This is a genomic window from Vulcanithermus mediatlanticus (assembly GCF_055385885.1).
The window spans coordinates 180,039-194,088 of the sequence record NZ_AP042385.1; the positions used below are offsets into that span (position 1 = coordinate 180,039).

The 14,050-nt window shown below is 66.5% G+C and carries 17 protein-coding genes; 11 read left to right on the plus strand and 6 right to left on the minus strand.

Translation table 11 applies throughout. From position 1 onward, the window contains the following. Nucleotides 1-25: 25 nt before the first annotated feature. The 6 genes from ACZ5BT_RS01800 to mqnP are packed head-to-tail and all read left to right on the plus strand — an operon-like array spanning nucleotide 26 to nucleotide 4,718. Nucleotides 26-811: an inositol monophosphatase family protein gene (locus ACZ5BT_RS01800; RefSeq protein ID WP_464884928.1), complete on the plus strand. Its 786-nt coding sequence runs from the start codon at nucleotides 26-28 to the stop codon at nucleotides 809-811. A 13-nt stretch (nucleotides 812-824) separates the two neighbouring features. Continuing rightward, on the plus strand, nucleotides 825-1,124 hold the full coding sequence (locus tag ACZ5BT_RS01805; protein WP_464884929.1) for a cyclic-di-AMP receptor: 300 nt from the start codon (nucleotides 825-827) through the stop codon (nucleotides 1,122-1,124). Nucleotides 1,125-1,147: 23 nt separating this feature from the next. After that, entirely contained in the window at nucleotides 1,148-1,951 is an 804-nt protein-coding gene (locus tag ACZ5BT_RS01810; RefSeq protein ID WP_464885743.1) for a tRNA (adenine-N1)-methyltransferase, read from the plus strand. 3 nt (nucleotides 1,952-1,954) lie between these two features. Further along, nucleotides 1,955-3,484 (plus strand): Rqc2 family fibronectin-binding protein, encoded by a 1,530-nt coding sequence (locus tag ACZ5BT_RS01815; RefSeq protein WP_464884930.1) that lies wholly within the window; start codon nucleotides 1,955-1,957, stop codon nucleotides 3,482-3,484. A gap of 23 nt (nucleotides 3,485-3,507) precedes the next feature. Further along, nucleotides 3,508-3,858, plus strand: a complete 351-nt coding sequence (gene panD / locus ACZ5BT_RS01820) for an aspartate 1-decarboxylase (protein WP_464885744.1) — start codon at nucleotides 3,508-3,510, stop codon at nucleotides 3,856-3,858. A gap of 8 nt (nucleotides 3,859-3,866) precedes the next feature. Beyond that, complete coding sequence (mqnP, locus tag ACZ5BT_RS01825) at nucleotides 3,867-4,718, plus strand: menaquinone biosynthesis prenyltransferase MqnP (RefSeq protein ID WP_464884931.1); 852 nt, start codon at nucleotides 3,867-3,869, stop codon at nucleotides 4,716-4,718. Here the strand turns inward: mqnP and otsB are convergent. The 3 genes from otsB to ACZ5BT_RS01840 all read right to left on the minus strand — a co-directional run bounded on the left by otsB (nucleotide 4,632) and on the right by ACZ5BT_RS01840 (nucleotide 7,020). Further along, a complete protein-coding gene (otsB, locus tag ACZ5BT_RS01830; RefSeq protein ID WP_464884932.1) occupies nucleotides 4,632-5,393 on the minus strand; it encodes a trehalose-phosphatase in 762 nt (253 codons plus the stop codon). The two genes, mqnP and otsB, sit on opposite strands and share 87 nt — an antisense overlap. Then, nucleotides 5,390-6,715 (minus strand): alpha,alpha-trehalose-phosphate synthase (UDP-forming), encoded by a 1,326-nt coding sequence (locus tag ACZ5BT_RS01835; protein WP_464884933.1) that lies wholly within the window; start codon nucleotides 6,713-6,715, stop codon nucleotides 5,390-5,392. The genes otsB and ACZ5BT_RS01835 overlap by 4 nt, the downstream gene beginning before the upstream one ends. A gap of 77 nt (nucleotides 6,716-6,792) precedes the next feature. Then, the gene (locus tag ACZ5BT_RS01840) at nucleotides 6,793-7,020 is read right to left on the minus strand and encodes an FmdB family zinc ribbon protein (RefSeq protein ID WP_464884934.1); all 228 of its coding nucleotides are present in this window, start codon (nucleotides 7,018-7,020) and stop codon (nucleotides 6,793-6,795) included. A gap of 107 nt (nucleotides 7,021-7,127) precedes the next feature. On the opposite strand from ACZ5BT_RS01840, the gene ACZ5BT_RS01845 reads away from it, so the two are divergent. Further along, entirely contained in the window at nucleotides 7,128-7,664 is a 537-nt protein-coding gene (locus ACZ5BT_RS01845) for a 5-formyltetrahydrofolate cyclo-ligase (RefSeq protein ID WP_464885745.1), read from the plus strand. Here the strand turns inward: ACZ5BT_RS01845 and rsmF are convergent. Then, entirely contained in the window at nucleotides 7,659-9,020 is a 1,362-nt protein-coding gene (gene rsmF, locus ACZ5BT_RS01850; RefSeq protein WP_464884935.1) for a 16S rRNA (cytosine(1407)-C(5))-methyltransferase RsmF, read from the minus strand. The genes ACZ5BT_RS01845 and rsmF overlap by 6 nt on opposite strands. Before the next feature lie 16 nt (nucleotides 9,021-9,036). On the opposite strand from rsmF, the gene ACZ5BT_RS01855 reads away from it, so the two are divergent. The 3 genes from ACZ5BT_RS01855 to ACZ5BT_RS01865 are packed head-to-tail and all read left to right on the plus strand — an operon-like array spanning nucleotide 9,037 to nucleotide 11,421. Next, nucleotides 9,037-9,423 (plus strand): ACT domain-containing protein, encoded by a 387-nt coding sequence (locus ACZ5BT_RS01855; RefSeq protein ID WP_464884936.1) that lies wholly within the window; start codon nucleotides 9,037-9,039, stop codon nucleotides 9,421-9,423. 8 nt (nucleotides 9,424-9,431) lie between these two features. Then, complete coding sequence (locus ACZ5BT_RS01860) at nucleotides 9,432-9,809, plus strand: holo-ACP synthase (RefSeq protein WP_464884937.1); 378 nt, start codon at nucleotides 9,432-9,434, stop codon at nucleotides 9,807-9,809. Nucleotides 9,810-9,831: 22 nt separating this feature from the next. Then, nucleotides 9,832-11,421 carry a DNA repair protein RecN gene (locus tag ACZ5BT_RS01865; protein ID WP_464884938.1) on the plus strand — a complete coding sequence of 530 codons (1,590 nt, stop codon included), beginning with the start codon at nucleotides 9,832-9,834 and terminating at the stop codon, nucleotides 11,419-11,421. Between the two features lie 233 nt (nucleotides 11,422-11,654). Here the strand turns inward: ACZ5BT_RS01865 and ACZ5BT_RS01870 are convergent, their stop codons facing one another. Both ACZ5BT_RS01870 and ACZ5BT_RS01875 read right to left on the minus strand, forming a co-directional pair. After that, nucleotides 11,655-12,230: a response regulator transcription factor gene (locus tag ACZ5BT_RS01870; RefSeq protein WP_464884939.1), complete on the minus strand. Its 576-nt coding sequence runs from the start codon at nucleotides 12,228-12,230 to the stop codon at nucleotides 11,655-11,657. Beyond that, nucleotides 12,211-13,125 carry a sensor histidine kinase gene (locus ACZ5BT_RS01875; RefSeq protein WP_464884940.1) on the minus strand — a complete coding sequence of 305 codons (915 nt, stop codon included), beginning with the start codon at nucleotides 13,123-13,125 and terminating at the stop codon, nucleotides 12,211-12,213. The genes ACZ5BT_RS01870 and ACZ5BT_RS01875 overlap by 20 nt, the downstream gene beginning before the upstream one ends. A gap of 63 nt (nucleotides 13,126-13,188) precedes the next feature. Between ACZ5BT_RS01875 and ACZ5BT_RS01880 the strand changes: the two genes are divergently transcribed. After that, nucleotides 13,189-14,049 carry a cell division protein FtsX gene (locus tag ACZ5BT_RS01880; RefSeq protein WP_464884941.1) on the plus strand — a complete coding sequence of 287 codons (861 nt, stop codon included), beginning with the start codon at nucleotides 13,189-13,191 and terminating at the stop codon, nucleotides 14,047-14,049. The last annotated feature ends 1 nt before the right edge of the window (nucleotide 14,050 follow it).

Sequence of the window (14,050 nt, forward strand, 5' to 3'; positions counted from 1 at the left end):
GTTCGATTCAGCGTATATTCGGGGCATGGACACCGAAGGGCTCCTCGAGGACGCCATCCACGCAGCTCGCCTGGGCCAGGGGGTCCACCGTTATTACCAGGCCAAAGGGTTTGCCACCTCGAGCAAAACCGTGATCAGCGATCTGGTCACCGAAGCCGACCGGGAAGCCGAGGCCACCATCCGCAACTTTCTCCTCGGCAAACACCCCGACCACGCCTTTTTGGGCGAGGAGGACGGCGCCAAGGGGAAGAGCGCCTTCCGCTGGATCGTCGATCCCCTCGACGGCACCGTCAACTTCGCCCACGGTTTTCCCTTCTACGCGGTGAGCGTAGCGCTCGAATACCAAGGCGAGATCGTGCTCGGCGTCGTCCTCGACTCGGTGCACGACGAGCTCTTTGCCGCCATCCGCGGCCGGGGCGCCTTTTTGAACGGTGCCCGCCTCCGGGTTTCAAAAACCCACGAATTCAAACGGTCGCTCCTGGCCACCGGCTTCCCCTACGACGTCGATCGGGTGCCCCTCGCCGTCGAGTATTTTCGCCGGGTTCTCGCCCACGGCGTCCCGGTCCGCCGGCCGGGGGCCGCGGCCCTCGACCTCGCCTACGTCGCGGCGGGGCGCATCGACGGCTTTTGGGAAATGAAACTCAACCCCTGGGACGTGGCGGCGGGCATCCTGCTGGTCGAGGAAGCGGGGGGCCGCGTGAGCAACATCCAGGGCCAGCCCTACCGGCTCGGGACCCCCGAGCTGGTCGCGACCAACGGCCACATTCACAGCACCCTGCTCCAGGTGCTCGCGGACGCCCAAGCCGGCTAAGGGAGGCACCGCCTTGAGGCTTCTCGTTGCCATCGTCCATACCGAAGACGCGAACGAAATTGCTCGCGCGCTCTCCGAACGGGCCATCCAATCGACCCGGATCGAGGCCAAGGGCGGCTTCCTTGCCATGCCCGCGACCGTATTCCTCATCGGCGTCGAAAAGGAGCGGATCGAAGAGGTGAAGTCGCTCATCGTCGAAAAGAGCACCGGCAGAACCTTCACCCCCGCCGAGAGCGCCGGGGAGGGCGGGGAGATCCTCATTGGCGGCGCGGTGATCTTCGTCCTCGAGGTGCTCGAGTTCGTCAAGCTCTAAAGTGCCTCAGAGAGGGGGGTGCGATCGAAACGCGGACCTTTCAACACGGAGACCTCGTCCTTTTGCGCGATGCCAAAGGACGGCGTTACCTGATCCGGCTCCAGGAGGGGGGGCGGTTTTTCCACCACAAAGGTGCGGTGGATCATCAGGCCATCGTCGTCGCCGGGCCCGGTGGCATCGTGCACACCCACCAGGGCGAACCGCTCTGGGTCCACCGCCCCACGCTCGAGGAATACGTCCTCCTCATGAAGCGGGGGGCCACCGTTACCTACCCCAAAGACGCCGCCGCGCTGGTCATGATGCTCGACCTAGGTCCGGGGATGCGGGTCCTCGAGGCCGGCACCGGGTCCGGCGGCCTGACCCTTTTCCTCGCCCGCGCGGTGGGCCCACAGGGCGAGGTCTGGACCTTTGAAACCCGGCCGGCGTTTAAGGAACGCGCCGAGCAAAACGTGGCCGCCTGGGGCGCCTCCAACGTCCGTTTTTTCCTCGGCGACGTGGGGGAGGCCGAACTGCCCGAAGGCGCTTTTGACGGCATCGCGCTCGACCTCATGGAGCCGTGGAAAGTCATCGCCCACCTGGCCCCATCGCTCAAGCCCGACCGCTCGGCGGTGCTCTACCTGCCGAACATCACCCAGGTGGTCGAGCTCGTCCGGGCGGTCCGGGAAAAGGCCCTCCCCTTCCTCTTGCAGCGGGTGATCGAGGTCGGGCATCGGGAATGGGACGTGCGCCCCCCGGTCGCCCATCCCGCCTTCCGCCAGATCGGGCACACCGCTTTCCTGGTGCAGCTGAGGAAGCTCGCCCGAGGAGCCGACCAGGAGGCAGGGTAAGTCATGGAAGGCCTTCAAATCGCCGCGATCTTGGCCAAACTCCCCCCGACCCCCCTGCCCACGCGGGGGTGGGCATTCCCGGGTCCGGGAACCGCCGTGCTCAGGCTCCCCACCGGCGATCTCGCGATCCACTACCAGCCTCCGGAACCCAGCCTGTCACTGGGCCGAAAGGTCGAGGGGGGCGCCCCCATAACCCCCATCCAACGCGCCTTACAAAGCCACGCCCGGGGCCGTCTCATGCGCATCGAGCAACACAAGCTCGATCGCGTGGTCTTCCTCGACTTCGAGGGGGAAAAGGGGTTCGTCGAAGCCCCGCCGGTCCGGGTGATCGTCGAGCTGACCGGGCGAAACGCAAACCTCATCCTCACCAGCCGGGAGGGAAAGATCATCGCCATCGACCGCCCGGTCACCAAAAAGCACAACCGCTACCGCGAGCTTCTTCCCGGCCACGCCTACACCCCACCACCCCCTTACGAAAAGCTCGATCCCCGTCGAATCACCGCCGAAGCCTTGCGACCGCTCGTCGGCCAACCCCTTAAAAAGATCATCGGCCTGGTCGATGGCCTCGGTCCCCGACTCACCCGCCGTCTGGCGGACCTCGCCGGCATCCCGATCGAGCAAACGGTCGACGAAGCCTCGTTGCCAAAACTCGTCGAGGCGCTTGGCGAACTGGTCTTGGACCCCTTTCATGCCGACGAAGAAGCAAGCGTCACCCGGGCCTTTAGCGAAGAAGCCGCCGAAGCCCTGAGGCGCCCCCTGCTCGCTGCCCTGGAGAAGGAGCGGCGAACCCTTGAAAAGCGCCGCCAGGACCACCTCGAAAACCTGGCCCAGGAAAGGGAAGCGGCCCGCCTGAAACATCTGGGAGAGCTCATCCTGGCCTACGCCCACCAAATCCCGCCCAAAAGCCGCGAAGTGATGCTGGATGACTACGCCGAGGGCAAAACGGTGAAGGTCGAGCTCGACCCCAAGAAAACCCCGGTCGAAAACGCCCAGGCCTACTTTGCCAAGGCCAAGAAGAAGGTGGCGGCGGCCAAGCGGGCCAAAACGCTACTCAAGGTCACCGAAGAAAACCTCAAGCGTATCGAGGCGGAGATCGAAGCCCTCCGCGAAGCGCCGCCGAACGTGCTCCGAAAGCGCCTGAAAGCGTTCAGACAGCAACCGCCGGTGATCGGTGCCCGCCACCGCGCCCCCGGCGGCTTCGAGGTCCTGGTCGGGCGCAACGCCCGCGAGAACGAAGCCCTCCTGCGCCTGGCCAGACCCGACGACCTGTGGTTCCACGCCCAGGGCATCCCGGGGGCCCACGTCATCCTCCGCACCCAAGGCAAGTCGCCCCCGCTCGAGAGCCTCATCTTCGCCGCCCGCCTGGCCGCTTACCACTCGAGGGCCCGGGGCGAACAAAACGCCCCCGTGGACTATACGCGCCGGAAATACGTCCACAAGGTCAAAAAGGCCCCGCCGGGGACGGTGACCTACACCCAGGCGAAGACCCTCTTTGTCAGCGCCACCCTCCCCCAAGCTCCGGAGACGGTGTAAGATGTGGGGCCGTGAAGCGAACGATGTTTTTCGCCAAGATCCACCGGGCCACGGTCACCCAGGCCGACCTTAACTACGTGGGCTCGATCACGATTGACCAGACCCTGCTCGAGGCCGCAGGCATCCTCCCCTACGAGCAGGTCGAGGTCTACGACATCACCAACGGCGCCCGACTTTCAACCTACGCCCTGCCCGGACCCCGCGACTCGGGCATCATCGGCATGAACGGCGCCGCGGCGAGGCTCGTCCAGCCCGGGGACCTGGTGATCATCGTGGCCTACGGCCTCTTCGACGAAGAGGAGGCCAAACAGATCGAACCAACCGTCGTCCTCGTTGACGAGAACAACCGCATCCTCGAGATCCGCCGCGGCTGACGGGACCGATGACGGCCAGACTCAGGACCTACCTCGAACTGATTCGCTTCGAACACACCATCTTCGCCCTGCCCTTTGCCTACGTGGGCATGCTGATCGCCGCCGAGGGCTGGCCGGGGTGGCCGGTCTTCTTCTGGATCACGCTGGCGATGGTCGGGGCCCGCAGCGCGGCCATGGCCCTGAACCGGCTCATCGACTGGCGCATCGACGCCTTAAACCCCCGCACCCGGAACCGCCACCTTCCCCGGGGGCTGGTGAAACCCGGCGAAGTCCTGGCCTTATCGGCGGTGGGGCTTTTGCTCTTGACCCTGGCGGCGTTCAACCTCAACCCCCTCACTGCGCGCCTCTTACCGGTCGCTGTCTTTTTCCTCACCTTCTACTCCTACACCAAGCGTTTCACCTGGACCTGCCACTACTGGCTCGGCCTGGTGATCGGGGCGGCGGCGGCCGGCGGATGGATCGCGGTGACCGGTGAGTTCAGCGCCCCGACCTACACCCTTTGGGCCGCCGTCGGCCTTTGGATCGCCGGGTTCGATATCCTCTACGCCACCCAGGACGAAGCCTTCGACCGAGCACACGGCATCCATGCCATCCCCGCCCGCTTTGGCATTCCCCGCGCGCTCCAGATCGCCCGGGCCACGCACCTCCTGGCCTGGCTCTTCTTCCTGCTCACCGGCCTGCTGGCCAAGCTGGGCCCGTTTTACCTCGCTGGGGTGCTCTACACCGGGGTCGTCCTCCTCTTCGAGCACCGGCTGGTCAAGCCCAACGACCTCTCAAAGGTCGACGTCGCCTTTTTCCAGGCCAACGTCCTCATCAGCCTCGGCATGCTGGTCTTCGTGGTTCTCGAGGTGCTGGCGTAAATACCGCCATACCGACTCGGGATCCGGCAGGCGGTAGCGAGCCCGGCTCGCCCCCGGACCAACCTTCACCGTCACCGCCCGGGAAAGGGCAGCAAACATCTCCTCGTCGGTCGCGTCGTCACCGATGATCACCGGCGTGTGCTGGGGGTGCCGTGAGGCGATCAGGCGCGCCGCCCGGCCCTTACCGAAGCCCTTTGGCCGAACCTCGAGCACCTTCTTCCCTTCCAGCACCTCGAGTGAATCGGGCAGCCCCCGCGCCCAGGCACGAAGCGCCTCGAGGGCGGCGGCCTCGTCGGGAGCGCCGCGGTAATGGAACGCGATCGCCGACGCCTTGTCCTCGACCCGAACCCCCGGCACCCGGGGCAAAGCCTGCCGGAGGGCCTCGAGGGCGGCGAGCACCTTTTCATCCACCAAAGGGCGCACCCCGCCGCAGATCTCCCCCTCTTCCATCCCGTGCACGCCGAAGACCCGCAGCCCGCAGCGACCGAGGAGGGCCTCGAGGTCCTTGACCCGGCGGCCGCTCACGATATAGAGCGGGTGGCGTCGGTTCAAGCGATCCAGGAGGTCAAGCACCGCCCGCGGGGGTCTGGCCAGCTCGGGCCGCGGCGCAATCGGCACCAGCGTCCCATCGTAGTCGAGGAGAAACACCGGACTTTCCACCCGGGGCGGCGTCATCGCCCCTCCCCGACCAGGGCACCGACGAAGGCGTCGCGCCAGCGGTTGACGTCGAGGGCCTGGGCCCGGGCCACCAGGGCCGAGCGGCGATCGTCCCGATCCTCGGGAGCGAGCGAGAGTGCCTCGAAGATGGCCTCGGCGAGTCCCTCGGTGTCGTAAGGGTTCACCATGACCGCTTCTGGAAAGTAGCGGGCTGCCCCCGCGAACCGACTCAAAAGGGGCAAGCCCGCCCCGCCCACAACGTATTCCTGCACCACCAGGTTCATGCCGTCGCGGAGCGGCGTCACCAGGGCGGCGTCGGCCGCGCGGTAATAGGCGAAAAGGTCATCGCGCCCGAGGGTCTCATAGCGATGTACCAGCGCCCCCGGAAATCGCCGCGAGATCGCCTTCACCTGGGCAAAGATCGCCTTTTTGAGCTCGCGATACGCGGGGAGCGAAGTCCGGCTCGGGGTGGTGAGCTGAAAAAGTCGCACCCGCTCCCGAAAACGGGGATAGCGGGCGAGAAAGCGCGAGAAGCCTTCCAGCCGCTCAACAATGCCCTTGGTGTAGTCGAGCCGGTCGGCGCCGACCAGGATCAGCCGGCCTCCCGCGGCCTCTCGGATGGCGCGGGCCTTCGGCGCCGCCGCCTGGCGAAGCCTCCTGGCCTCCTCGGTGTCGATCCCGATCGGGTGCGCCATCACCCGAACCGTCCGTCCCTGGTGCCGGACAAAACCGTCACCCACCTCAGCGCCAAGGAGCGCCGCCGCCGCTTCCTGGAAGTGACGCACGTCGTCGGGGGTGTGAAAACCGACCAGGTCCGAGCCGAGAATGCCTTCAATCACCGCCGCCGCGGCGGGCAGGGCCGAGAAGATATCGAGGGAGGACCAGGGTATGTGCCAGAAAAAGCCAATCCTGACGCCGGCTCGCCGCTCGCGAATCATCCGGGGCACGAGGGAAAGGTGGTAGTCGTGGACCCAGAACACCCCGTCGCCCTCATCCAGGGCGGCCTCGGAAAAACGCCGGTTGACCGCTTCGTAAGCCGACCACCAGGCCCGCTTCCACTCGAACTTCTCCAGAAAACCGTGGGCCAGCGGCCACAGCGAGCGGTTGGCCATCCCCCCGTAATACATGGCCACTTCACGGGGAAAAAGGGGCACCCGAACGACGCGGAGTCCGTCCACCACCACGGTGCCGCCCTCGCCTCCCGGGTCCCAGGCCACCCAGGTGCCTCCCCGGACGCGGAGCGCCGGGTAGAGCGCCGCGGCCAACCCGCCAACCGAGACCTGCCAGCCACCGGCGACCCTTCGAACCGGCTCGCGGTTGGCCAGGACGATGAGTCTCATACCCACAGCCTAACCCCGCAAGAGAAAAACCGCGGGTCCGGCACGCCGGACCCGCGGTAAGGTACGCCTACGCGGGCTCAGTCTTTGTCTTTGCTCGCGGACGAATCCTCTGACTTCTTCTCCCCCGACTTCCGGTAATCGGTCGTGTGCCAGCCGGAGCCCTTGAAAATGATGGCCGGCGGCTGAATCACGCGTTTGAGGGGTTCGCCGGTCTCGGGGTGCGCGCTGAGCGGCTCGTCATGGAAGCTTTGCTCGAACTCGTAATACTCTCCCGTTTCCAGCCCCTTGTACACGTACACCGGCATAGCAGTAAGCATTTTGACACTCTCGCGCTAAAAGCGTCAAGAAACCCCCCTGCCCCCACCGGGCAGGGCGCTGGAGGCGTTGCGCCGCTATAGTGATCAGCGTGGCGATGACCAAGCGCGAACTGCGCCTCTGGGCCAAACGGCTGCGCAAGGAGCTCGACACGGCCCGTCTTTCCCGGCAGGCCCTCCCCCACCTCACCCGTCTTTTGTCGGGAAAGCATCGCATCCTCATCTATCACCCCCTGCCGGGCGAGCTCGACCCCACCCCGCTCCGACGCACGCTGGCGGCGGCGTTTTTCCTGCCCCGAATCACGGGCGACGAGATCGTGGCCCTCCCCTACCGCGAACCGCTCGAACGCGGTCCGTTTGGCGTCCTCGAGCCCCCAGCCCGCCAGACGCCGGTTGCACCCCAAGACCTCGAGGCGGTGATCGTCCCCGCCCTGGCCTACGACAGAACAGGCCACCGCCTCGGTCATGGGAAAGGGTTTTATGACCGCTTTCTGATGCGCCTGCCTGAAGGCGTGCTCACCGTGGGGCTCGTTCCCAGCCGCCTCCTGCTCCCTGAGCTGCCCCGGGACCCTTGGGACGTTCCGGTGAAGGTTCTGGTGACCGAAGAGGGCATCGTGGCAACCGAGACCCTATAGGCGGGCATGCTTGGCCCGAAGAACGCCACCCTTCAAGTAGCCCCAGCCAAGGGGAAAGCCGTCGGTGGTGACGAGGTGCCAGCCGGCATCGCCCCTGACCTCGACCGGCTCGCCGAGGGCGAACTTGAGCGATCGGGGGTCATGGGACGAAAGCTCAATCCGCGGTCCGGCATCTGCCGCGTCGAGCGCCAGGGCAAGGGCGCGAGACGGCACGAAGCGCCCCTTTTTGGCAACGCCCAGGTAGAGCCCCGGCGCCGGAGCCCGGATCCCTTTGAGCTCCGGCAGCCCATCCGGAAGCTGATAGAAATGACCGTCGCGTTCCCACAGGATCTCAGGCAGGGGCCGGCCCACGTGGTTGGACCAGAAGCGTTCAAGCTCCCGCAGGGCCACCTTTTTGGGCGGCGGGGGCAGGTGGTGGGAAGGGGTCCCCGGGCTGCCCTCGAGGCGGACCAGCCTGGCGATGTAGTGCCCCTCGCCCCGCAAACGGTGCGGCCAGAGCCGGGCGGTCTGGGCCAGGCGCCGATCGCCCCCACCCCATTCCGGTACCCCCGGCGCGAAGCTCGGGTGGACTTTGGCCTCCTGGACGTCGAACTCCGGATTTCGACGCAAAAACCCGGCGATCACCCCCTCGTTTTCTTCCGGGGCAAAGGTGCAGGTGGCGTAGACCAGCACCCCGCCTGGGCGGACCAGCCGGGCTGCGGCCTCGAGCAGCCCCTCCTGGACGCGCCGCATCCGGCCCGGAGCCCCGGGTCCCCAGTGGGCGCGAACTTGTGGATCCCGCCGCATCATCCCTTCCCCGGAACACGGGGCGTCGAGCAAGACCCGGTCGAAAAAAGCCCCCCAGGCCGAGGCCAAACGCGCGACCGGCGCCGATACCACGGCAAGCCTCGCCCCCCAGCGCTCGACGTTGTCCAAAAGCCCCCGAATGCGCTTGCCGTCCACCTCGTTGGCGACCAAAAGCCCCTGGCCTTCCATCCGCGTCGCGAGATGGGTGGTCTTTCCCCCCGGCGCCGCCGCCAGATCGATCACGCGTTCCCCGGGGGTCGGCGCCAACACCTCGCCCACCGCCATGGCCGAGGGCTCCTGGATGTAATAGAGGCCGGCGAAGAAATAGGGGTGTGGACCGGGGCGCGCTTCGTGCGGGTAATAATAACCAAAAGGACACCAGGGCACAGGCTCAAGCGGCCAGGGCGAACGCTTGGCCCACTCGTGGGGGGAGAGCTTGGCCAGATTCAAGCGCAACCCGCGCGCCGCCTCCCCCTCGGTCAGGCTTTTTAGGAAAGCGTCGAACTCCGCCGGGCCCAAAAGTCCGGCCATACGCTTGAGGAAGGCCCCGGGAAACTCCACGCCAAGCATCCTATATCATGCGTTCATGAAGCTCGTTCTCCTGCCCCATCGCCTGCTCCTCGCCGAGGTCGAGACCCTCCCCCAAGGGGCCCTCGAAGCGCCGTTCTTTGCGTTGGTGCAGGTGGATGGCCATCGCTCCGTCGTCGTTCCCGAATCCCTCGTCCCCGAAGGGGTGAACGCCGAGGGGCCGTTTCGCGCCCTGGCTTTCGTCGGTCCGCTCCCGATCGAGATGATCGGCGTCTTGGGGCGAGTGGGAAGCATCCTGGCTGAGGTCGGGGTGAGCATCTTCGCCTACTCCGCTTTTGAGACCGACTACATCCTCGTGCGCGAGAGTTATCTCCCACTCGCCATCCGCACGCTCGAAGAAGCCGGCTACGAAGTAGAGACCTCGCCACCGGACAAACTGCCATGATCGCAGGGGTGGGCGTTGACCTGGTCGAGGTGGACCGGATCCGCCACCTCTACGCGCGCTACGGGACGCGCTTTCTCAAACGGATTTTCTTTCCCGAGGAGCTGGCCCGGCCCCTCGCGCAGCGGGATCCCTCTCCCGGTTTAGCGGCGCGATTTGCGGCCAAAGAGGCCTTCGTGAAGGCGTTTCCCTTGCCGGCGCGGATCACCGAAGTGGGCCTGGTGATCCGGGAAGGCAAGCCGAGGCTCGTCTTCCGCGGTCCGCTCGCGAAAACCTGGTCCGAAAGCGGCCTCAAGGCCCAAGTCTCGATCAGTCACGAACGGGCCATGGCCATAGCGGTGGTCGTTCTCTTCCGCCAGGACCTGCTTGGGGATTCGCCCCCAGAATAAGCGCTGTATACTCGGGCCGAAGATGCTCGAACGCCTCGAGGTGAGGAACCTCGCCGTCATCGAATCGGCCGAGATCGAGCCCTCGCCGGGGCTCAACGTGCTCACCGGCGAAACCGGGGCCGGCAAATCGCTGCTGGTGGACGCGCTCTCCCTGCTCCTCGGAGCCAGGGCCGAAACCGCGATGATCCGGCCCGGCGCCGAGGCGGCCACGGTCGTGGCCTGGTTCAATGGCCGGCCCTACGGGCGGCGCATCGGCAAGCGGAGCACGCCCAGGATCGACGGCGAAGTGGTGACCCTGGACGAGCTGGCCCAGGCCGTGGGCGAGCACATGGCCCTCCACGCCCAGCACGCTGCCCAGTCGCTCACCCGGCCCCAGGTCCACCGCCAGCGCCTCGACGCCCTGTTGCCAGGGGGCGTTCTCTCGGAGTACCGGGCAGCCTATGGCCATTACCGGACGCTTCTGGAGGAAGCCAGGCGGCTCAAGGAAGCGGCCCGGGAACGGGCGCAAAAGCTCGACCTCTTGCGCTTCCAGATCGCCGAGCTTTCCGAAGCGGCACTTTCGGTCGAGGAAGAGGCCGAGCTCAAAGCCGAGCGCCAGCGCCTGGCTCACCTCGAAACCCTTCGCCTGCGCCTCGGCAGCGCCCTTCGATACCTGACCGGGGAGGTCGATGCCCTGGGCGCCGTGGGGCGGGCCGCAGCCGAGCTCGCCGCCGCCGCTCGCTACGACGAAGCCCTCGCCCCGCTGGCGGAAGAGCTCGCCCAGAGCGAAGACGTCCTTGGGGCGCTGGCCCGCGAGATCGAGGACCGCCTGCTCGGGCTTGAGGCCGAACCCGGGCGTCTGGAAGCGATCGAGAGCCGCCTCGCCCTCTACGAAAGGCTCAAGCGAAAATACGGTGATACCGTCGAGGAGGTTCTCGCTTACCTCGAGAACGCTAAGAAAACCCTCGACTCGCTCGAGGAGGCGGAGGTTCGCCTCGAGGCGACCGAGACCGAATTGAAACGGGCCCAAGCCCGACTCGAAGCGGCTGCCGCGGCGCTCACACGGGCCCGGCAAGAGGCCAAAGCGCGCCTCGAGGCCGAAGTCGGCAGGGAGCTGACCGAGCTCGGCATGCCCGAGGCCCGCCTCGTGGTCGAGCTTTCGCCACTCGATGCCCCCGGTCCCTTTGGCCTTGAACAGGTACACTTTGCCCTCAAAGCCAACCCCAAGCTGCCACCGGCGCCGCTGGAGAAAGCCGCCTCCGGAGGCGAGCTCTCCCGCACCATGCTGGCCCTGCTGCTGGTCACCGGCCTGGAGGCCGAAACCGTGGTCTTCGACGAGGTTGACGCCGGAATCGGCGGTGAGGCGGCACGGGCCGTGGCCGAGCGGCTGGCGCGTCTGGCCCGGCGGCACCAGGTGATCGTGGTTACCCACCTTCCCCAGATCGCGGCCCTCGCCCACACCCACTTTCGGGTCACGAAAAAGGACGGCAAGGCCGTGGTGGAAAGGCTGGAGGGCGAGGCCAGAGTCCGCGAACTCGCACGCATGCTCTCCGGGAATTACAGTCAGGAAGCCCTGCGGCACGCGGCGCAGCTGCTGGCCGAGGCCGAGTCATCGTCTGTCGGCGAAGTGTGAACCTTTTGGCAAACTGGCACCGATTCACCGTTGTTTGCGCTGCCCTAAAAGGCCCCCGCCGTGGCGCTCATCACGCTGCGCTGGCGGCGCCAAGGTCGCGGCCCTCGCCCCGATGCCACACTCGGGCTGCTCTTTGAAGCACCCTGGCGTCGCTTTCACCACGGCAGGGGCTCGAAGAACGGGTTCGACTTTCAGCCTTGCACCGGTATGTTGAAAAGCTCGTAGGCGCTCACTTAGCCGTTTCCGACCATTCCGGCGTGGTACAAAGCGGCGAAGCGAATGAGTTCGCTGGCGTTTTTGAGTCCGAGCTTGTACATCAGGTGACGGCGGTGGGTGTAGACGGTCTTTTCCTCAACGCCGAGCCGCCTGGCGACCTCGAGGTTGGAAAGCCCCTGCCCCAAGAGCAAGAGCACCTCGCGCTCGGTCGGCGAGAGCCGGTCGACCCGGGGCCCCTCGAAAGGCAAAAGGCCGTTTAAAGCCTGAATGAGGCGCTCGGGCGGCTCGTTCTTGGAAAGAAAGGCGGAGGCGCCGAGCTCCTCGGCCCGGCTACGGAAGGCGGGTTCATCGTAGGCGGTGAGCACGATCACCGGCAGATCGGGATAGGTCTCCGCAATCTCGGCCAAGAAGGCCAGCCCGGGCTTCCCAGGCAGCGAGAGATCGAGGAGAACGCGTTCGGCCCAGGCCAGGTGCGGTTTGGCTTCCTCCGCGCGTGCCACTGCCCGCACCACCACGCCGGGGAACGATTCTTGGAGCAGTCGCGAAATGCCCTCCCTGACCAGGGCATGGTCTTCAACGATCAGCACCCGCATCCGTCTTCCCTTCCGCCGGCCACCGGGCCTCGAGACGGGCTCCGCCCTGCTCCGAGGCTGAAAGCGTGAGCCGGCCTCCACGCATTCGCATGCGCGCCCTCAGAATACCAAGCCCCTGCCCCTCCTCGAAGGGCTCGGGGAGCCCGCGGCCGTCGTCCGCGACCACCACCGTCACCTCGTCGGCCACCGAGAGCTGCACCCACACCCGGCTCGCCCCGCCGTGGCGTCGGGCGTTTTCCATGGCGTGGCGGACGATTCGGTAGATCTCAGCCCGCTCGGCTTCAGAGAAAACGCCGTCTTCCAAGACCTCGACCTCAAGCCCCATTCGGCGGGCCAGCGTCACGATCGCCTCGCTCAGGGGGAGGTGGGTGAGCTCGGGCGGCGAGAGCTGGGCGATCCCGGAGCGAATGGCGCGTTCGGCCTCCTGAATCGCTGCCTCGACCGCCTCGATCCGCCCCTGCCGCAACGCCCAGCGGGCGGCGATCAGGCTCTGGACCGCACCGTCATGCAAGGCCTGGGCCACGGTGTTCTTGGTGAGCTCCTCGAGGGCCTGCACATCGCGCTGCAGACTGAGGAGTTCGTTGATCTTATTGACGATTCGGTCGGCGTGCGCATCGCCCACCGGCTCCAGCCGGCCCCGGCCTTCAATGAGGGCCCCGAGCTGCGCCTCCAGCCGAAGCCAGGGGGCGAGCATGCTGCGAAGCAAGAAATACGCAGCAAGCCCCGTTCCCACCGAGGCCAGAGCGGTGAATCCGAGGTCGAAGAGATAGTGGTGGCGGTAGTAGATTCGGGCGAGACTCCCCACTTCGCGAAACGCCACCAACCACAGCCCCACCACCAAAGGCACCAGATAGGTCACCAGGGCGGTGAGGAGAATGACCTGCCGCACCTGCACACAACCAGCATATCCCCGGGGCAAAGCAGGGTCTGGGTGCCCCGCGTTGGGTAGACTTTCAACGTGTACGCCTTCCGCGAAGCTGTGCTCGCCCTCTTTCGTCACCCGGTGAGTTCGCTCGCCACCCTCACCACCGCCACCGTCTCCTTCACGCTGCTCTTCATCGCCGGCATGGCGCTTTGGAACCTCGACCGCGCCATCGGCGCCGCCGAAGGCGAGCTCGAGGTCGCGGCCTTCCTCTCGCCGGGGACCAGTGCCAGCGTCCTCCTCGATGAGGTCCGCGGCTGGCCCGAGGTGGCCGAGGTCAGGCTCATCGACAAAGCCCAGGCTCTCAAAACCCTCAAGGAGGCTTACCCCTACCTTCGCGAGGCCAGCGAGCTGGTGGCCAACCCCCTCCCCGACACCCTCATCCTGCGGCTCAAAAACCCACAGGCGGTCGGCGAGGTCGCCCGCCGTCTCGCCGACCTGGCCGGCGTTGATGACGTCGAATACGGCGGGGCGTTCACCCTCAAGCTGCTTCAGATTTCGCGGACGGTCCGAAGCGGTGCCATCGCCCTCATCCTGCTGCTCATCCTGAACACCTTCTTCAGCGTCATGGGGACCATCCGCCTCTCGATCGAAAACCGAAGGGAAGAGCTCGAGGTCATGCAGCTGGTCGGCGCCACCCGGGGCATGGTCCTCGCGCCCTTCGTCCTGGAAGGGCTCCTGCTCACCCTGGTCGCGGCGCTGGTCTCGCTGGCGGTCGGGATTTTGGCCTACCGCTACCTGAGCCAAAACCTTCAGGCGCTCTTTCCCTTCCTGCCCATCCTGGGACCGAGCGACCTGCTCATCGCCGCCGAGGCCCTCCTGGCCCTGGCGGCATTCCTGGGCGTCGTCGGCGGCTGGCTTTCGAGCCGGGCCCACCTCAAGGAAGTCGAGGGGTGAA